Origin of the sequence: Nocardioides sp. GCM10030259 (genome assembly GCF_042666375.1) — a bacterium.
Taxonomy (GTDB): Bacteria; Actinomycetota; Actinomycetes; order Propionibacteriales; family Nocardioidaceae; genus Nocardioides.
The window spans coordinates 388,189-403,951 of sequence record NZ_JBHTDF010000002.1 but is presented as its reverse complement, the minus strand read 5'-3'; the positions used below and the strand labels follow the sequence as shown (position 1 = coordinate 403,951).

At 71.1% G+C, this 15,763-nt stretch carries 17 protein-coding genes and 1 other RNA gene; 4 read left to right on the top strand and 14 right to left on the bottom strand.

Annotated elements, in window-relative coordinates:
* Positions 1-53 precede the first annotated feature (53 nt).
* Positions 54-424: a transfer-messenger RNA gene (ssrA, locus tag ACFQQI_RS02290) on the bottom strand.
* Positions 425-518: 94 nt separating this feature from the next.
* Entirely contained in the window at positions 519-1,361 is an 843-nt protein-coding gene (locus ACFQQI_RS02285) for a S1 family peptidase (protein WP_378557297.1), read from the bottom strand.
* Positions 1,362-1,494: 133 nt separating this feature from the next.
* On the opposite strand from ACFQQI_RS02285, the gene ligD (ACFQQI_RS02280) reads away from it, so the two are divergent.
* Positions 1,495-2,430 (top strand): non-homologous end-joining DNA ligase, encoded by a 936-nt coding sequence (gene ligD, locus ACFQQI_RS02280; protein ID WP_378557294.1) that lies wholly within the window; start codon positions 1,495-1,497, stop codon positions 2,428-2,430.
* Positions 2,427-3,296, top strand: a complete 870-nt coding sequence (gene ligD / locus ACFQQI_RS02275) for a non-homologous end-joining DNA ligase (RefSeq protein ID WP_378557291.1) — start codon at positions 2,427-2,429, stop codon at positions 3,294-3,296. Before ligD (ACFQQI_RS02280) ends, ligD (ACFQQI_RS02275) begins: the two co-directional genes overlap by 4 nt.
* On the opposite strand, the gene ACFQQI_RS02270 is transcribed toward ligD (ACFQQI_RS02275), so the two are convergent.
* The 6 genes from ACFQQI_RS02270 to ftsE form a co-directional block, all read right to left on the bottom strand.
* Positions 3,291-3,794 (bottom strand): DNA polymerase ligase N-terminal domain-containing protein, encoded by a 504-nt coding sequence (locus ACFQQI_RS02270; RefSeq protein ID WP_378557288.1) that lies wholly within the window; start codon positions 3,792-3,794, stop codon positions 3,291-3,293. The two genes, ligD (ACFQQI_RS02275) and ACFQQI_RS02270, sit on opposite strands and share 6 nt — an antisense overlap.
* A 2-nt stretch (positions 3,795-3,796) precedes the next feature.
* On the bottom strand, positions 3,797-4,690 hold the full coding sequence (locus ACFQQI_RS02265) for an amidohydrolase family protein (protein WP_378557285.1): 894 nt from the start codon (positions 4,688-4,690) through the stop codon (positions 3,797-3,799).
* Positions 4,683-5,162 carry an SsrA-binding protein SmpB gene (gene smpB / locus ACFQQI_RS02260; protein ID WP_378557282.1) on the bottom strand — a complete coding sequence of 160 codons (480 nt, stop codon included), beginning with the start codon at positions 5,160-5,162 and terminating at the stop codon, positions 4,683-4,685. The genes ACFQQI_RS02265 and smpB overlap by 8 nt, the downstream gene beginning before the upstream one ends.
* A gap of 270 nt (positions 5,163-5,432) precedes the next feature.
* Entirely contained in the window at positions 5,433-6,695 is a 1,263-nt protein-coding gene (locus tag ACFQQI_RS02255) for a peptidoglycan DD-metalloendopeptidase family protein (RefSeq protein WP_378557279.1), read from the bottom strand.
* Positions 6,696-6,750: 55 nt separating this feature from the next.
* Complete coding sequence (gene ftsX, locus ACFQQI_RS02250) at positions 6,751-7,662, bottom strand: permease-like cell division protein FtsX (RefSeq protein WP_378557277.1); 912 nt, start codon at positions 7,660-7,662, stop codon at positions 6,751-6,753.
* 46 nt (positions 7,663-7,708) lie between these two features.
* Positions 7,709-8,398: a cell division ATP-binding protein FtsE gene (ftsE, locus tag ACFQQI_RS02245; protein ID WP_378557275.1), complete on the bottom strand. Its 690-nt coding sequence runs from the start codon at positions 8,396-8,398 to the stop codon at positions 7,709-7,711.
* A gap of 127 nt (positions 8,399-8,525) precedes the next feature.
* Between ftsE and ACFQQI_RS02240 the strand changes: the two genes are divergently transcribed.
* Positions 8,526-9,146, top strand: coding sequence for a hypothetical protein (locus ACFQQI_RS02240; RefSeq protein ID WP_378557273.1), 621 nt, complete (start codon positions 8,526-8,528; stop codon positions 9,144-9,146).
* 4 nt (positions 9,147-9,150) lie between these two features.
* Here the strand turns inward: ACFQQI_RS02240 and ACFQQI_RS02235 are convergent, their stop codons facing one another.
* Complete coding sequence (locus ACFQQI_RS02235; protein ID WP_378557270.1) at positions 9,151-10,056, bottom strand: oxygenase MpaB family protein; 906 nt, start codon at positions 10,054-10,056, stop codon at positions 9,151-9,153.
* A gap of 45 nt (positions 10,057-10,101) precedes the next feature.
* Here ACFQQI_RS02235 and ACFQQI_RS02230 point away from each other — a divergent pair, with 45 nt between their 5' ends.
* On the top strand, positions 10,102-10,698 hold the full coding sequence (locus ACFQQI_RS02230; RefSeq protein WP_378557267.1) for a TetR/AcrR family transcriptional regulator: 597 nt from the start codon (positions 10,102-10,104) through the stop codon (positions 10,696-10,698).
* A 9-nt stretch (positions 10,699-10,707) separates the two neighbouring features.
* Here ACFQQI_RS02230 and ACFQQI_RS02225 read toward each other — a convergent pair whose 3' ends face one another.
* Genes ACFQQI_RS02225 through ACFQQI_RS02205 form a run of 5 tightly spaced genes read right to left on the bottom strand, consistent with a single transcriptional unit; the run spans position 10,708 to position 15,724 of the window.
* A complete protein-coding gene (locus ACFQQI_RS02225) occupies positions 10,708-11,298 on the bottom strand; it encodes a DUF6518 family protein (RefSeq protein ID WP_378557492.1) in 591 nt (196 codons plus the stop codon).
* A gap of 5 nt (positions 11,299-11,303) precedes the next feature.
* Positions 11,304-12,422, bottom strand: coding sequence for a peptide chain release factor 2 (prfB, locus tag ACFQQI_RS02220; protein WP_378557264.1), 1,119 nt, complete (start codon positions 12,420-12,422; stop codon positions 11,304-11,306).
* Positions 12,423-12,457: 35 nt separating this feature from the next.
* A complete protein-coding gene (locus ACFQQI_RS02215; RefSeq protein ID WP_378557260.1) occupies positions 12,458-13,210 on the bottom strand; it encodes a response regulator in 753 nt (250 codons plus the stop codon).
* Positions 13,211-13,262: 52 nt separating this feature from the next.
* A complete protein-coding gene (locus ACFQQI_RS02210) occupies positions 13,263-15,218 on the bottom strand; it encodes a PAS domain S-box protein (protein ID WP_378557257.1) in 1,956 nt (651 codons plus the stop codon).
* A gap of 35 nt (positions 15,219-15,253) precedes the next feature.
* Positions 15,254-15,724 (bottom strand): CAP domain-containing protein, encoded by a 471-nt coding sequence (locus ACFQQI_RS02205; RefSeq protein ID WP_378557254.1) that lies wholly within the window; start codon positions 15,722-15,724, stop codon positions 15,254-15,256.
* Positions 15,725-15,763: the final 39 nt, after the last annotated feature.

Genomic DNA, 15,763 nt, shown 5'->3' with positions numbered 1-15,763 from the left:
GGATGGACACGACAATGGCCCGGCCCCGCCGAAGCGGGACCGGGCCATCGAAGAAGTGGAGCTGCGGGGAATCGAACCCCGGTCCTCGAGCGTCGAACCAGGTCTTCTCCGGGTGCAGTCCGTGATGTCGCATTTCTCAGCCCCGGGGCTCGCACGGACACGTCCCCGACAGGCTCAGCCGGGTTTGAGTCCCGATCAACCACCCCGACAGCAGTTGACCGGCAAGTCTCCTAGATGACGCCAGGGTCCGGGACGGAGACGGATGCCCGGTCTGACGCTTCGATCACCGCTCAGGCGGCGAGAGCGAAGGAACTGCGCTGAGTGTTGGCAGTTATTGGTTTCCAGCGATCGTTTACGAGATGACGCTGGCTCCTCGACCCGCTTCCCCTGGAACTAACGTCCCAAGTCGAAACCGATCAGCCCCTCTTGAGTTGTACGACCTCAGTCTAGATGCTCAACCCCGGGCGGGCACGCGGGTATTCCCCCACACCCTCCGCGCGCCCGCCACAGGGAAGACCTCAGATCGGGAAGCCCGCGAGCCAGTCCTGGACCACCTCGATGTCGACACGCTGGTAGCCGTCGAGGTAGCGGCAGTTCTGGGTGTAGCCGTACGACGTCACGCCGACGATCTCCCCGTTGTAGAAGAGCGGGCCGCCGGAGTCACCGAAGCAGGTGCCGCCCGTGCCGAACGGGTCCTTGTCGTTGCCGTTGCCCTGGATGATCTGCGGGGTGATCTTCTGACCGGGCAGCTCGACGTACCGCCGGATCAGCGGGTAGCTCATCGGGGTGGGCTTCTGCGGTCCGGAGTCCGGCTTGCGGACCTCGGTGCCGTAGCCGACGGCGGTGAAGAGCACGCTGCGCGGGTGCTTGATGGCGTCCGCCGTACCGACGTCGGCGATCGTCGCGGGCTCGATGTCGGTCACCGGCTGGTCGAGCACGATCACGCCGACGTCGTTCCAGTTGCGAAGGTCGGTGAAGTCGGAGTACTCGGGGTGCGTGTACGCCGTGCCGCTCAGGTAGCCGGCCGCGGCGAGCTCGGCAGCCGTGTAGCCCGCGGCCGGGTTGGCCGCGACCGGGAACGGCGACGGCGGCTGCTCCGCGATCACGGAGTCGAAGGTGACCAGCGTCTTCCCGACCGTGCCGTCGGTGCAGTGCGCCGCGGTGAGCAGCACCGTCGGGCTGACGAGCGTCGCGGAGCAGCGGAACCGCCCGGTGGCGTCGTAGAACAGGATGAGCCCGACGTTGGGATGGAGCTCCCCGTCCGGGGTCCCTCCGGTGCTGGCCTGCGCCGGCCCGGGCGCGGCGACGAGGCCGACAGCCACCAAGAACATGGCGACCAGCGCGATCAGACGATTTCTCATGAAGTGCTACTCCTTCGCAACAATCCCCTGAGCCTGGGGAGTACCTCACCACCGGAGTGTCCGGATGGGAAGCCTCTTCGCAGGAAATCTCCCTTCGGGTGAGCCGCCCGGCCTCCCGGGGTACCGGTCCGCCGTGCCCGACGTGCCCCAGCCCGCTCTCGCGACCCTGAGCCACGAGCGCCACTGGTCGGACGGGTGGATCTACGAGCGCAAGCTCGACGGGCAGCGCTGCCTGGCCGTGCGTACGGTGAGCGGCACCCGCCTGTACTCGCGCAGCGGACGCGACGTCACGGTCGCGTTCCCCGAGATCGCGGAGGCGCTGGAGCGGCAGGCGTCGAGCGACTTCGTGGTCGACGGCGAGGTCGTCGCGTTCGAGGGGTCCCGCACCAGCTTCTCCCGGCTCCAGCCCCGCATCCACGTGAGCAGCGCCGAGAAGGCGCGCCGCAGCGGCGTGGCCGTCTACTTCTACGTCTTCGACGTGCTGCGCGGCGACGGCGACGACGTACGCCGTGAGCTGCTGCTCGACCGCAAGCGCCAGCTGCGCGGACTGCTCACCTGGGAGGACCCGATCCGGTACACCCCGCACCGCGTGCGCGGCGGCGAGGAGTGGTTCGGCCAGATCTGCGGCAAGGGCTGGGAGGGCCTGATCGCCAAGCGCACGGACGCGGCGTACCCGACCGGGCGCACGAAGGACTGGCTGAAGTTCAAGTGCGAGGCCGGCCAGGAGCTGGTGATCGTCGGCTGGACCGACCCGGAGGGGTCCCGCGTCGCGCTCGGCGCGCTGCTGCTCGGCTACCACCGCGGCGACGACCTGGTCTACGCCGGCAAGGTCGGCACCGGCTTCAGCCAGGCGGTGCTGCGCGACCTGCACGGCCGGCTGACGAAGCTCGAACGCACGGACTCCCCGTGCACGGTCGGCCAGCTGCCTCGCAAGGACGTGCACTGGGCGGAGCCGGAGCTCGTGGCCGAAGTGGCGTTCACCGAGTGGACCGGCGCGGGCCAGCTGAGACACCCTCGCTACCTGGGGCTGCGGACGGACAAGCCGGCGAGCGGGGTGGTGCGCGAATGACGACTGTGGCCGGTGTCGAGATCAGCAAGCCTGACAAGGAGCTCTTCCCCGACGGCCTGACCAAGCTCGACCTGGCGAACTACTACGCCGGCGTCGCTGAGCGGATGCTCCCCCACCTCCAGGGCCGGCCGATCAACATGCAGCGGTTCCCGGACGGCATCGACGGCTCGTCGTTCTACGAGAAGAAGGTGCCTTCCCACTTCCCCGACTGGGTGCACACGGTCGAGGTCGACACCGCCGACGGACCGCAGCAGCAGGTGGTCGTCGACGACCGGCGCTCGCTCGTATACCTAGCCCAGCAGGCCTGCATCACGCCCCACACCTGGCTGAGCACCGGCGACGACCTCGGCCACCCCGACGAGCTGGTCTTCGACCTCGACCCGTCCGACGACAACCTCCGGAAGGTCCGCCGGGCGACGCGGATGGTGGGCGAGCTCCTGGACGACCTGGGCCTCACGGCGTACCTCAAGACCACCGGCTCGCGCGGCTACCACGTCGTGGTGCCGCTGCGGCCCGGCGCGGACTTCGAGGAGGTGCGCGGCTTCGCGCGCGCCGTCGCCGAGCGGCTCGTCGAGCGCGACCCCAACCTGCTCACGCTCGAGGCGCGCAAGGCCAAGCGCGGCGACCGGGTTCTCATCGACATCATGCGCAACGGCTACGGCCAGACCGCGGTGCCGCCGTACGCCGTGCGGGCGCGACCGGGCGCGCCGGTCTCGGCGCCCATCGCCTGGGACGAGCTCTCCCGCGTCGCGCCCGACCAGGTCACCGTGGCGAACCTGAAGCGCCGGCTGGCCTCGAAGGCCGACCCGTGGCGGCGCTGGCGGCAGCACGCGAGCGGTCTCACCCGGGCGCGGCAGCGGCTATGACTCGAAGTCCTCGTTGGTCTTCCCACTGAGCACGGACTCGTTCTGGGTCGAGGTCGGCTTGCGCCGCCGGTCGGCGCGCTCGTCGTCTACCTTGACCAGCATCCAGTTCTTCGGGTCGCCGCCCATCTTGGTGTGGGTGAGCGCGAAGGCGCCCGTGAGCTTCTCGCCGTGCAGCACGACCTTGAGGTGACCACCCTCGATCGCGTCCGCCAGCCCGATCGGCTCGCCCTTGCGCTCGGTGACGTTGTCGAAGGTGCCGGTGTCCCAGACGATCACCGTGCCCTCGCCGTACCCCTCGCCGATGCGGCCCTCGAAGTCGGCGTAGTCGAGCGGGTGATCCTCCACCTGTACGGCCAGCCGCTTGTCCCGCGGGTCGAGCGACGGCCCCTTCGGCACTGCCCAGGAGGCCAGCACACCGTCGACCTCCAGGCGGAAGTCGAAGTGCAGGCTCGACGCGTCGTGCCGCTGCACGACGAAGATCGGTCCGTCTGTGGTCATCGTCAGCGCCCGAACAGGCTCTCGCCGTTCTCCCAGCACACCGCGCGCAGCCAGGCGTCGCCGAGATCGAGGCGGGCGAGGCCCTCGAGCTGGTGGGCGTAGGGGTACGGGATCGTCGGGAAGTCGCTGCCGAGCAGGACCCCGCCGCGGTCGGGGTGGCCGAGGTCGCGGAGCCGCGGGACGAGCTCGGCAGGGTACGGCGGGAAGAAGTCGGTGAAGACCATCGTCGTGTCGAGCCGCACCTCGTCGTACCTCTCGGCGAGCGCCAGGAACTCCGCGCACTCCGGCGCGCCCATGTGCGCGAGGACGAGGCGCAGCCGCGGGTGCTGGCGCAGCAGGCGCTCGGTCGAGTCGGGGCCGGTGAAGTCGTTGCCGACCGGACCGGAGCCGGCGTGCACGACGACCGGGGTGCCGGTGTCCTCGAGCAGCCCCCAGACCTCGTCGAGCAGCGGGTCGTCGAGGTGGAACTCCCCCACCTGCAGGTGCACCTTGAAGATGTCGACGCCGTCGGCGATCCGCTTCCCGACGTACGTCGCCGCGGAGTCCTCCGGGTAGAACGTCGCCGACCACAGCGACTCCCGCACCTCCCGCGCGAAGTCGGCGGCCCAGTCGTTGAGGTACTCCGCGACGCCCGGCTTGTGCGCATAGGGCAGCGTCGGGAAGTGCCGGACGCCCATGGCTCGCAGGATCTCGACCCGCTCGGCGTGGTCCTGCCGGTAGCGGATCGGCCACTCGCGGCCGATCTTCGGGCCGGCGGCGTCGAAGACGGCGTACACCGCGCGCTGGATGTTCGGCGGCAGGAAGTGCACGTGCACGTCGAACAGCCCGGGCAGCCCGAGCGACTCCCAGAAGTCGCGGACCGGCCGGACGTCCGGGTGCGCGTCCGGATCAGTCACGCATGCCCTTGAGGTGCCGGCCCAGCGCCTGCTGCTTCTCCCGGTCGGCCTGCCGCTCGGCGAGCGCGGACCGCTTGTCCCACGACTTCTTGCCCTTGGCCAGGGCGATCTCGACCTTGGCCCGGCCGTCCTTGAAGTAGAGGGACAGCGGGACGACGGTCAGGCCCTTCTCGTTGACCCGCCGCTCGATCTTGTCGATCTCGACCCGGTTGAGCAGCAGCTTGCGCTTGCGACGGGCGGCGTGGTTGGTCCACGTGCCCTGGGAGTACTCCGGGATGTGGACGCCGTGCAGCCACGCCTCGTGGCCGTCGATGTCGACGAACCCGTCGACCAGGGACGCGCGACCCATCCGCAGCGACTTCACCTCGGTGCCCTGGAGGACCAGGCCGGCCTCGTAGGTGTCCTCGATGTGGTAGTCGTGCCGCGCCTTCTTGTTCTGCGCGATGAGCTTGCGCCCCTGCTCCCTGGCCATCCCACCATTCTCTCAGTGGCTACAAGGTGGTTTCGAGACGGGCGCCAGGGCGCCCTCCTCAACCACCGGAGCCGGTGGTTGAGGAGGTTGCGCCAGCAACCGTCTCGAAACCCCCGGCTACGGCAGGCAGTTCATCGGGTGCCGGAGCCGGTGGTTGAGGAGGTTGCGCCAGCAACCGTCTCGAAACCCCCGGCTACGGCAGGCAGTTCATCTGGTGCCGGAGCCGGTGGTTGAGGAGGTTGCGCCAGCAACCGTCTCGAAACCCCCCGGCTACGGCAGCCAGTTCATCGGGTCGACCGCGTTGCCGTTGACCAGCAGCGTGAAGTGCAGGTGGCAGCCGGTGGACCAGCCGGTGGAGCCGGCGTAGCCGATGACGTCACCCTGGTTGACGCGGGCGCCGAGGCCGACGTTGTAGCCGGTGGCGTGGTTGTAGACGGCGGTGACGTTGGAGCCGTTGATGCTGCCGAGCGAGATGTAGAGGCGGTTGCCGTAGACGTCGGACCAGTAGCGGGCGATCACGGTGCCGCCGGCGATGGCGTGCATCGGCTGGCCGCAGGAGACGCCGAAGTCGGTGCCGTCGTGGAGGCCCCAGTAGTGGTAGATCGGGTGCTCGCGGTAGCCGAACGACGAGGTGACGTAGCCCGACACCGGCCGGACGAAGAGGCCGTTGGTCGGGCCCCGGTAGCCGCCCTGGGCCCGGCGCTGGGCGGCGAGGATGCGCTGCTTGATCGCGGCCTCGCGCTTCTTGGCGGCACGCAGGGCGCGCAGGTCGTGGATGCGGGCCTTCTTGGCGGCCTTGCGGCTCTCGGCCCTGGTCAGCACGAGCGCGTGGACCTTGTCGCGGGCGGTGCGCTTGTCGGCGCGCAGGCCCTCCATCAGCACCAGGTGCTTGGCCGCGGCCTTCCGCTGGACCTCCACCGCGTCGCGGGCGTCCTCGACCTGGCCCTCGCGGACCTCGAGGAGCACCTCGGCGGCGTGGAGGTCGTCGTACGCGCGGGTCTCGCGGCCGACGATGACGTTGCGCGCCTCCATCTGGCGGGTCAGGTCGGCCGGGGTCTCGGCGTCCAGCAGCGCGGCGAACGCCAGCAGCTCGGGGTCGCCCTCCTGGTAGATGTCGGTGATCGTCGCGGTCACCTTCTCGTGCTGGTCCTCCACCGCGTGCTTCCCCGCGGCGAGGTCCTGCTGGGCGGTGTCCAGCTGGATCTGCGCCGCGACCAGCTCCTGCTGCATCTGCTCGTCGCGGACCTGGGCCGCGGCCAGCTTGGCGTTGGCGGCCTTCAGGTCGACGCGGGCGTCGGCGAGCTGGGTCCGGGCCCTCGTGAGGGCACCGACGGCCTTCCGGAGCTCGGAGCTCGACTCGTTGAGGGCGTGCTGGGCGCTCCGGACCTGCGCCTGGGCGTGCTTCTGCTTCTGCTTGAGCTGCTTGTGGTCGTCGGCGATGGCGAGGGGGGCGACGAGGGCGCCGATCGCCAGGCTGGCGACTGCAGTTGCCGCGGCCAGGCGCCGGCGTGCGGTACGGGGGAAGAGACGCACCGGGCTGCCTTCACGTGTTCGGGGAGGTGAACGCGTTGACGGTAACCCGCGCGAATCAGACTTTGAGGTATTTGCGCGTCAACACGAGTGTCGGAAGCAGGGTGAGCACCGGACCGAGGATCGCGATCGAGACGAGCGCCACGACGTACTCCGACATCCCGATCCAGGGCATGAACGCCAGACCGGTCGCCGCGCGCTGCTCGATGCCGAAGTACATGAACGCCGCGAGGGCGCCGCCGGCGAGCACCACGCCGATGACCGCGGTCACCAGTGCCTCGAGCAGGAACGGCAGCGCGATGTAGAGCGTGGAGGCACCGACCAGCCGCATGATGCCGATCTCCTTGCGCCGGGCGAATGCGGCGAGGCGGATGGTGTTGCCGACGAGGAGCAGCGCCGCGAAGACGAGGAACGCCGCCGTCGCCAGCGCCGCCCACTGGAGCGCGTTGATGGAGCCGTAGATGGGCTTGAGCACGTCACGCATGTCCCGGATGCCCGACACGCCGTCGAGCCCGACGACCGCGCTGGTGATGCCCTTGTACTCCTCCGGGTCGTTCAGCGTGATCCAGACCGACTGGGGCATGTCGTCGGCGGTGGCCGCCGGGTTGGGCCCCTCGAACTTCTCCGGGCCGAGCAGGTCCTTGACCTTCTCGAAGGCCTCCTCCTTGGTCTCGAAGTGGAAGCCGTCGACCTCCGGGTTCTTCTCGACCTCGGTCGCGATCGCGTCCTTCTGGGCGTCGGTGACCTCGCCGGTGCAGGCGGGGTTGTCGTCCTTGTCCTTGCACAGCCAGACCGTGATCTGAAGCTGGCTGCCCCAGTGCTGGGCGGCCTTGTCGGCCTGCTGGTTGAGCAGCACGCCGAGGCCGACGAGGGTCAGCGAGACGAAGAGGGTCAGGATGACCGCGATGTGCATCGACAGGTTCCGGCGCAGGCCCTGGCCGAGCTCGGAGAAGACGTAACGCAGCTGCATGTGGTGAGGGGCTTCCTTCAGGGAGTCGTACGGCGGGACGCGGCGGTCAGTGCTGGAATCCGTAGACGCCCTGCGCCTGGTCGCGGACCAGGCGGCCGCTGTCGAGCTCGATGACGCGCTTGCGCATCTGGTCGACGATGCCGGCGTCGTGCGTCGCCATCAGCACGGTGGTGCCGGTGCGGTTGATCCGGTCGAGCAGCTTCATGATGCCCACCGACGTGGTGGGGTCGAGGTTGCCGGTCGGCTCGTCGGCGATGAGGATCATCGGCCGGTTGACGAACGCCCGCGCGATCGCGACCCGCTGCTGCTCGCCACCGGAGAGCTCGTCGGGCATCCGGTCACCCTTCCCGTCGAGGCCGACCAGCTCGAGCGTCTCGGGGACGACCTTGTTGATGTCGGAGCGGGACCGACCGATCACCTGGAGCGCGAACGCGACGTTCTCGGAGACGGTCTTGTTGTTGAGCAGCCGGAAGTCCTGGAAGACGGTCCCGATGTCGCGACGCAGCCGCGGGACCTTCCAGCTGGCCAGCCGGTTGATCTCCTTGCCGGCGACGTAGACACGCCCCGAAGTCGGGCGAGCCTCGCGCAGCACGAGCCGGAGGAAGGTCGACTTGCCGGAGCCCGAGGTGCCCACGAGGAAGACGAACTCCCCCTTCTCGACGTCGACCGACACGTTGTCGAGCGCCGAGTGGGTCTGACCTGGGTAGGTCTTGACGACCTTCTCGAAGCGGATCACGGGAGTCGAGCGTAACTGCTGTACCTGAGCGTCCGCCCCACGGCGCCTCCAGGGCGCGTCCTGCCCCATTCCGGGGGAGCCGTGTCGGCTGGCCGTGACGGCGCCGACGGGGGCGTACGTTGGGGGCATGTCTCCCCGGAACCGCGCCCTTCTCGCAGCCGTGGTGGTGACGGCGCTGCTCGGCCTCGCCGGCTGCGGGGACAGCGCCGACGAGCCCTCGACCGCCTCGGAGACCCCGTCCGAGACGGCATCGGAGTCACCCGCGCCGTCGGAGACGGCGTCGGCCGCGCCGACCAGCGCCCGGACCGACTTCTGCGCCCAGATCTCCCCGGCCGCGATCGAGGAGGCGATCCTCGCCAAGCCGGTCTACGAGGAGGCCTGGAGCGACGGCGAGAAGTTCGACATCGTCGGCGGCGCGCACCGGAAGGGCGCCGAGTTCGGCTGCGCCTTCACGGCGAAGGACGGCACCTCGGCCACCGCGTGGCTGTTCGCGACCGCCGTCTCGGCCGACGAGGCCGCCACCCTCGTGAAGCAGGCCCGCGACGGCTGCGCGAAGCGGAAGGTGCAGTCGCCGGGCGACCCGGCCGTCACCGTCCAGTGCATCTTCGACGACGACACCGTGACCCGCACCCAGGCGCTCCACGGCGACGCCTGGCTGTCGTGCTCGCTACAGACCCCGGGGATCCTGACCCGGCTCTCGCGCGCGGCGGACTGGTGCGCGGCCGTCCGCGACGCCGCCCTGACCTGACCCCTCAACCCACTTGGTCGGCCGCCGGCGTGGCCTCGTGCCGCACCGGGCAGCCGTTGCGCCCGGGCACGGGGAACGTGCCGAGCTGCTCGAGGTCGTAGCCGTCGGGGTAGGTGCGGATCCACGAGATGTCCTCGATCCGCTTCGGCTCCTTGCGGGCCGGGAACGCGCGCAGCACCAGTCCGCGACCCCGGAGCGCGGCGCGACTGACCCGCTCGACGACCGCCGGCGGCGCGTCGTACCGGAACGCCTCGCGCAGCGGCTGGTCCATCAGCGCGCGGGCGAAGAGCCCCGCCGGCCTGCGGACCGGCTTCGCGTAGAAGGTCTGCATCAGGTCGAGCGTCGCGTCGGCGACGCGGCGGCCGCCCTCGTCGTAGGCGAAGTGCTCGCGCTCGTAGGAGTCCATGAGCTCCTCGAAGCCGGCGTAGGTCTCCGGGATGTCCTTGATGCCCATGTGGCGCCCGAGCGTCCGGTAGTAGTGCACGCTCGCCTCGACCTCGGTGGGCGTGAACGGGCGCTTGCCGTAGTCGTCCATCCAGCGCTTGGGCACGACGACGAAGGTGCTGAGCACGTAGCGGAACTCGTGGTTGGGGATGTCGTAGGAGCGGTGCATCGCGTTGATCCGGCGGATCGCGGCCTTCGCCTCGGGGTGCTCGAACCCCAGGCGGGTGGGCGGCTCGAGCAGCAGCGCGGTGTCGTCGTACCGCTTCTGCACCTGCGTCGTGAACTCGCCCGTCTCGTCGAGCAGGCGGCCGATGCCGGGCACGGCGTAGGTGCGGAACAGCGCGAAGCTGAGCGCCTGGTTCATGTCCCAGGGGAACTCGTACATCACGACGTTCGCGTAGATCTCGACGAAGTCGGTCTCGGGGTCGAGCCGGTCGTTGCACCGCTTCCAGTGGTCGCGCCTCATGCCGCCAAACTAGAGTAGTCACTCCAGTTCTGTACAGTGTCGACCGTGCGCACGCCCCTGCAGACCCGCAGCACCTCCTCGGCGGACCGGATGCTGGAGGCGACGCTGGAGCTGCTCGACACCGGTGGGCTGGCGGCGGTGACGGTGGCGGCCGTGGCCCGCGGGGCGGGTACGTCGAACGGGTCGCTCTACCACCGCTTCGGCGACCGCGGCGGCCTGCTGCTGGCGGCCCAGGACCGCGCGCTGAGCGCCATCGAGCACGACACGTCGGAGGCGTTCGCGCGCGCGGACGGCGAGCCCGACGACGACCGCGCGCTGCGGCTGCTCGCCCGGGCGGCCCTCGACATCTTCGCCCGGCACCGGGGCCCGATGCGGGCGTTCCTGGTCGAAGGACGGGGTGACGCCGCGATCCACGCGCGCAACGAGCGCAGCTCCCACCTGCTCGCCGTGACGGTCACCGGCTGGCTGCGCCGGCGCTTCGGCGCGCGCCGGGCCGACGCCGAGGCCGCCTGGCGGATCCTCTTCGCGCTCGGCGCGTCGCAGGCGCTCTTCGACGACGCCCAGGTCTCCCCCGGCCGGCTCGGCGGCGACGCCTTCGCGGATGCGGTCGCCCGGGCCGTGCGCGCCGTGGTCACCGGCTGACGCCGCGCCTCAGCGGAAGGAGAGCAGCGCCTCGTGCACGCCGTACCCGAGCAGGCCGAGGCCGGTCGCGACCGGCACGAGGACGTTCGCGGCGACCCGGCCGCGCGCGGTCGCCCAGGCGACGATCGCCAGGGCCGTCGCCACGAGGCCCGCGATGACGAGGTTGCGGTAGTCGAGCCCGCTCGCGCGGGCGTGGGGGATCTCGGCGATCGGCACCCCCGCGAGCAGGCCCCAGGCCAGCACGCGGGTGGTGGCCGACTCGCCGTGCTCCCCCAGCCAGCCGGCGGCGCCGAGGACGGCGCCGAGCAGCGCGCCTCCGATGAGCCACACCGGCGCGCCGTAGTCGCTCAGCATCGAGCCGCCGGCACCGAGGGTCGCCTGCCAGACGTAGTAGGTGACCAGCCCGGCCTCCACGACCACGACCGCGGTCACGGCGGCCCGGCGTACCTCGGACGCGCCGCGGCCGGCGACGAACGCCAGCACCAGCCACGGCGTGCCGAGGTCGGGCAGCGCGCGCAGCGCGCCGGGCAGGTCCGAGCCCTGCGCGGAGAGCACGCCGAGCGCGACTCCGCAGCCGAGCAGGAGCGCCGGGCGCTTCAGGCGCGTCAGTTGGCGTCGGCCTTCTCGGCGCCCCGGCGCCAGCGGATGCCGGCCTCGATGAAGCCGTCGACCTCGCCGTCGAAGACGGCCTGCGGGTTGCCGACCTCGAAGCCGGTGCGCAGGTCCTTGACCATCTGGTAGGGGTTCAGCACGTAGTTGCGCATCTGATCGCCCCAGGCGGCCACGACGTCGCCCTTGAGCTCCTTCTTGAGCGCCGCCTCCTCGGCCTTCTGCTTCGCCAGCAGCTTGGCCTTGAGGACGACCATCGCGGAGGCCTTGTTCTGCAGCTGCGACTTCTCGTTCTGGCAGCTGACCACGATGCCCGTGGGGATGTGCGTCAGGCGGACCGCGGAGTCGGTGGTGTTGACCGACTGGCCGCCGGGGCCGCCGGAGCGGAAGACGTCGACGCGCAGGTCGTTCTCGTCGATCTCGATCTCGTCGGTCTGCTCGAGCACGGGCACCACCTCGACGGCGGCGAACGACGTCTGGCGGCGGCCCTGGTTGTCGAACGGGCTGATCCGGACCAGGCGGTGGGTGCCGGCCTCGACGGAGAGGGTGCCGTAGGCGTACGGCGCGTGGATCGCGAACTCGGCGGACTTGATGCCCGCCTCCTCGGCGTACGAGACGTCGAAGACCTCGACGGGGTACTTGTGCTGCTCGGCCCAGCGCGTGTACATCCGCATCAGCATCTCGGCGAAGTCGGCGGCGTCCACGCCACCGGCGCCGGAGCGGACGGTCACGATCGCCTCGCGCTCGTCGTACTCGCCGGAGAGGAGCGTGCGCACCTCGAGGGCCTCGATCGACTTCTGCAGCCGGGCCAGCTCGGACTCGGCCTCGGCGAGCGAGTCAGCGTCGCCCTCCTCCTGGCCGAGCTCGACGAGGACGCCGAGGTCCTCGACGCGGCTCTGGAGGCCGGTGATGCGCTCGAGCTCGCCCTGCAGGGCGGAGAGGCGTCCGGTCACCCGGGTGGCGTTGGCCTGGTCGTCCCAGAGGTCGGGCGCAGCGACCTGCTCGCCGAGGTCGGCGATCTCCTGGCGCATGGCGCCGAGGTCGAGCACCTTCTCGATGGAGCCCAGGGTCGCCTGGAGCTGCTTGATCTCTGCGTCGAAGTCCGGTCCTGCCACAAAGAGCAAGGTTACGGGGCGCGTGGGTCCCGGGCCTACTCGGCAGCGGCGGAGGCGAGCGGGAGCTCGGCCCAGATCCGCTTGCCGCCGGACTCGACGGACTCCATGCCCCACGACGCCGCGAGCGCCCCGACCAGGTGCAGCCCGCGGCCGTGCTCCTCGGTCTCGGTGAGCGGCTGCGGCTCGGGCGTGCCCGTGCCGTCGTCCTCCACCTCGATCCGCAGCGCCGGGCCGACGGCGGTCAGCCGGACCCGGTAGGAGGACTCCGCGTGCGTGAGGGCGTTGGTGGCCAGCTCGCTCACCACGAGCATCGCGTCCTCGACCGTCGACTCGATGCCCCACTCGATGAGCTGGTTGCGGACGAACCGGCGGGCGCCCGACACGCTGCTCAGGTCGTGGTCGAGGTCGAGCACGGCCTCCTGCCGGGCGGGCCGGCCGACCTCCTCGAGCAGGTCGATGAGGTAGCTGAGGTCGGTGTCCTTGACGACGTACCCGGCCGCGTTGGCGTCGATCCAGGCCCGGTCGACCCCGTCGAGGCCCGAGAAGACCACGACCTTGGCCGACGGCACCTCGCTGCGGATGCGACCCAGCAGCTCCTGCCCGGCGATGTCGGGCAGGCCGAGGTCGAGTACGACGACGTCGGGACGCAACCGCGCGGCGAGGTCAACGGCTTCTGCCCCGTCTCCCGCCTCACCCACGACCTCGAACCCGCCCCGGAAACGGAGCGAGGTGCGGACCAGCCGGCGCACCTCAACGACGTCGTCCACCAGGAGGACGCGGATGGGCACGACCGAAGCCTAGGCGCTGGCGGGCGATCTGGGCCACATCCGTGCGGAGTGTTCATGGCGTGTTGTCGATGGCGTCCCTGCCCGCGCGCGGCAGCCGGAACGCGAACGCGCCGGGAGCGGTGCCGTCCGGCGGGCGGTACCACGCGTCGCCGCCGTGCTCGCGGGCCAGCTGCCGCACGATGTAGAGGCCGAGCCCGGTGCCGCCGGCCTTCCGGCCGGTCGCGAACCGGTCGAAGAGCCGCCCCTGCATCTCGGCGGGTACGCCTGCTCCCGCGTCCTCCACCGTGACGAGGACGTCGTCGCCGTCGGCGCGGGCCGTGACCTGGACGGGCGGCGACCCGTGCACGATCGCATTGGTCACGAGGTTGTCGACGGCCTGGGCGAGCCGGCCCACGTCGCCGACGACCATCAGCCCGGGCCCGGCGTCGACCTCGATCTGGAGCTCGGGGAACCTGCGCTGGGCGGTCGCCACGCTGGTCTCCACCACCGGCGCCACGTCGACCTCGGCGAGCTGGAGCTCCAGCCCGCTGCGCTGGAGCCGCGACGCGGTCAGCAGGTCGTCGAAGAGGCGGCGCAGCCGGGTCGCGCTCGCGGTCATCCCCGCGAGCAGCTCGCTGCGCTCGTGGTCGCCCAGCTCGGCCCAGTGGTCCTCGAGCACCTCCGCCGTGCCGCCCAGCACGCTGACCGGCGTACGCAGCTCGTGCACGGTGACCGCGAGGAAGTGCGCCTGGTCGTCGGCGGCCTGCTCGAGCCGGCGGTTGGCGGCGGCCAGCTCCTCGGCCGACCTCTCACGCTCGCGGACCATCCGCTGGCGCTCGGTGATGTCGCGCACCACCTTGGCGTAGCCGATGTGGCGGCCGTCGGCGTCGCGCACGACGGTGATCACGACGTTGGCCCAGAAGCGGCTGCCGTCCTGGCGGACGCGCCAGCCCTCCTCCTCGTAGCGGCCGTCGCGCGCCGCGAGCTCGAGCTCGTGCTCCGGGTGCCGGATCTCCTGCTGCTCCGCGGGGTAGAAGACCCGGAAGTGGCGGCCGATGATCTCGTCGGCGGCGTACCCGTTGGTGCGCTCGGCTCCGGCGTTCCAGCTCGCGACCAGGCCCTCCGGCGACAGCATGAAGATGGCGAAGTCGGGGACGTTGTCGACCAGCAGGCGGAAGCGGAACTCGCTGCGCCGCAGCTCCTCCTCGGCCCCGCGCTGGCCGGTCACGTCCTGCACCTGGACGAAGAAGTAGAGCGGCCGGCCCGCGCTGTCGAGCACGGGAGCGACGGTCGCGACCACGCTGCGCGGATGCGTCACCCCCGCGACCTCGTGCTCGACCGTGCCGGACTCGACCGTCCCGGCGAGGATCCCGTCGCGCAGCCGTTCGAGCGTCCCGGCGGCCGGACCCGCGAACTCGGCGTACGACGTGCCGACCAGCTCATCCGCGGGCCGCTCGAGGATCGCGCCGAGCGACCTGTTGGCGCGCACGATCTGACCGGCCAGGGTCACCGTCGCCATGCCGATGGCGGCGTCCTCGAAGACCTCGCGGAAGCGCTCGAGGTGGTCGTGCAGGACGCGGCGCTCCGCGTCGTCGACCTCGCTCAGGGACGGCGGGCGGAGGGTGATGTCGGTCGTCGGCTCCACCTGCCCAGCGAGCACGTCGAGCAGGTCGCCGGGCAGCGTGTGGAGCGAGGTGGACTTCTCGAAGAACGCCGCGGCGCCCAGGTCGACAGCGCGGTGCGCGAGCCCCTCCTCCTGGAAGCCGCTGTACATCACGACCTTGGCGCCCGGGGCGACGGCGAGCAGGTGCGGGAGCGCCTCGAGCCCGTCCATCACCGGCATCGAGACGTCGAGCAGCACCAGCGCCGGCTGCAGACGGCGTACGACGTCGACGGCCTCGGCGCCGTCGGACGCCTCGCCGACCACGTCGAGCAGGCCCGAGAGCCGGAGCCGGGCTCGGACCAGCATGCGCACGTCTGCGGCGTCGTCGACCACCACGATCGTCGGCCGCGAGCCGTCCCAACCCACGCCCGGAACCTAGCCCACCCGGAGCGGGTCTGTCGTCAGGCCCGTCCGAAGACCTGCGAGACCCACCACGTGCCCCCGCGGTCGCGATGGGCGCCGATGCCCATCAGGCGGAAGCTCGGTCGCAGGATGTTCTCGCGGTGGCCCTCGGAGTTCATCCAGCCGCGGTTCACCACCTGCCGGCCGGTCGGGTAGCCGTACGCGATGTTCTCGCCTGCCCCGCTCAGGCGGCACTGGCGCATGATCGGCCCCAGCGACTGGTGCACGAGCTCCCGGTCGCGGGCCATCTGCCGCGCCCAGCGCTCGGCGAAGCCGGTGAGGCACTTCCGCGCGCGCAGCGTGGAGAGGTCGCGCTCGCTGCGCTGGTGGTTGGTGGCCGCGAACGCCGCGTCGGCGTACCGCTCCCCCGCTGCCGGTCGCAGGGCCTGCGCCGGCGCGAGCCACAGCGCACTCGTCACCGCGGTCACGCTCAGCACGGCGACGACGGACTGTCGGATCTTCGGGTACATGCCACCCCCCGATCGCTGGTGGACAGGCCTCCGACGGTA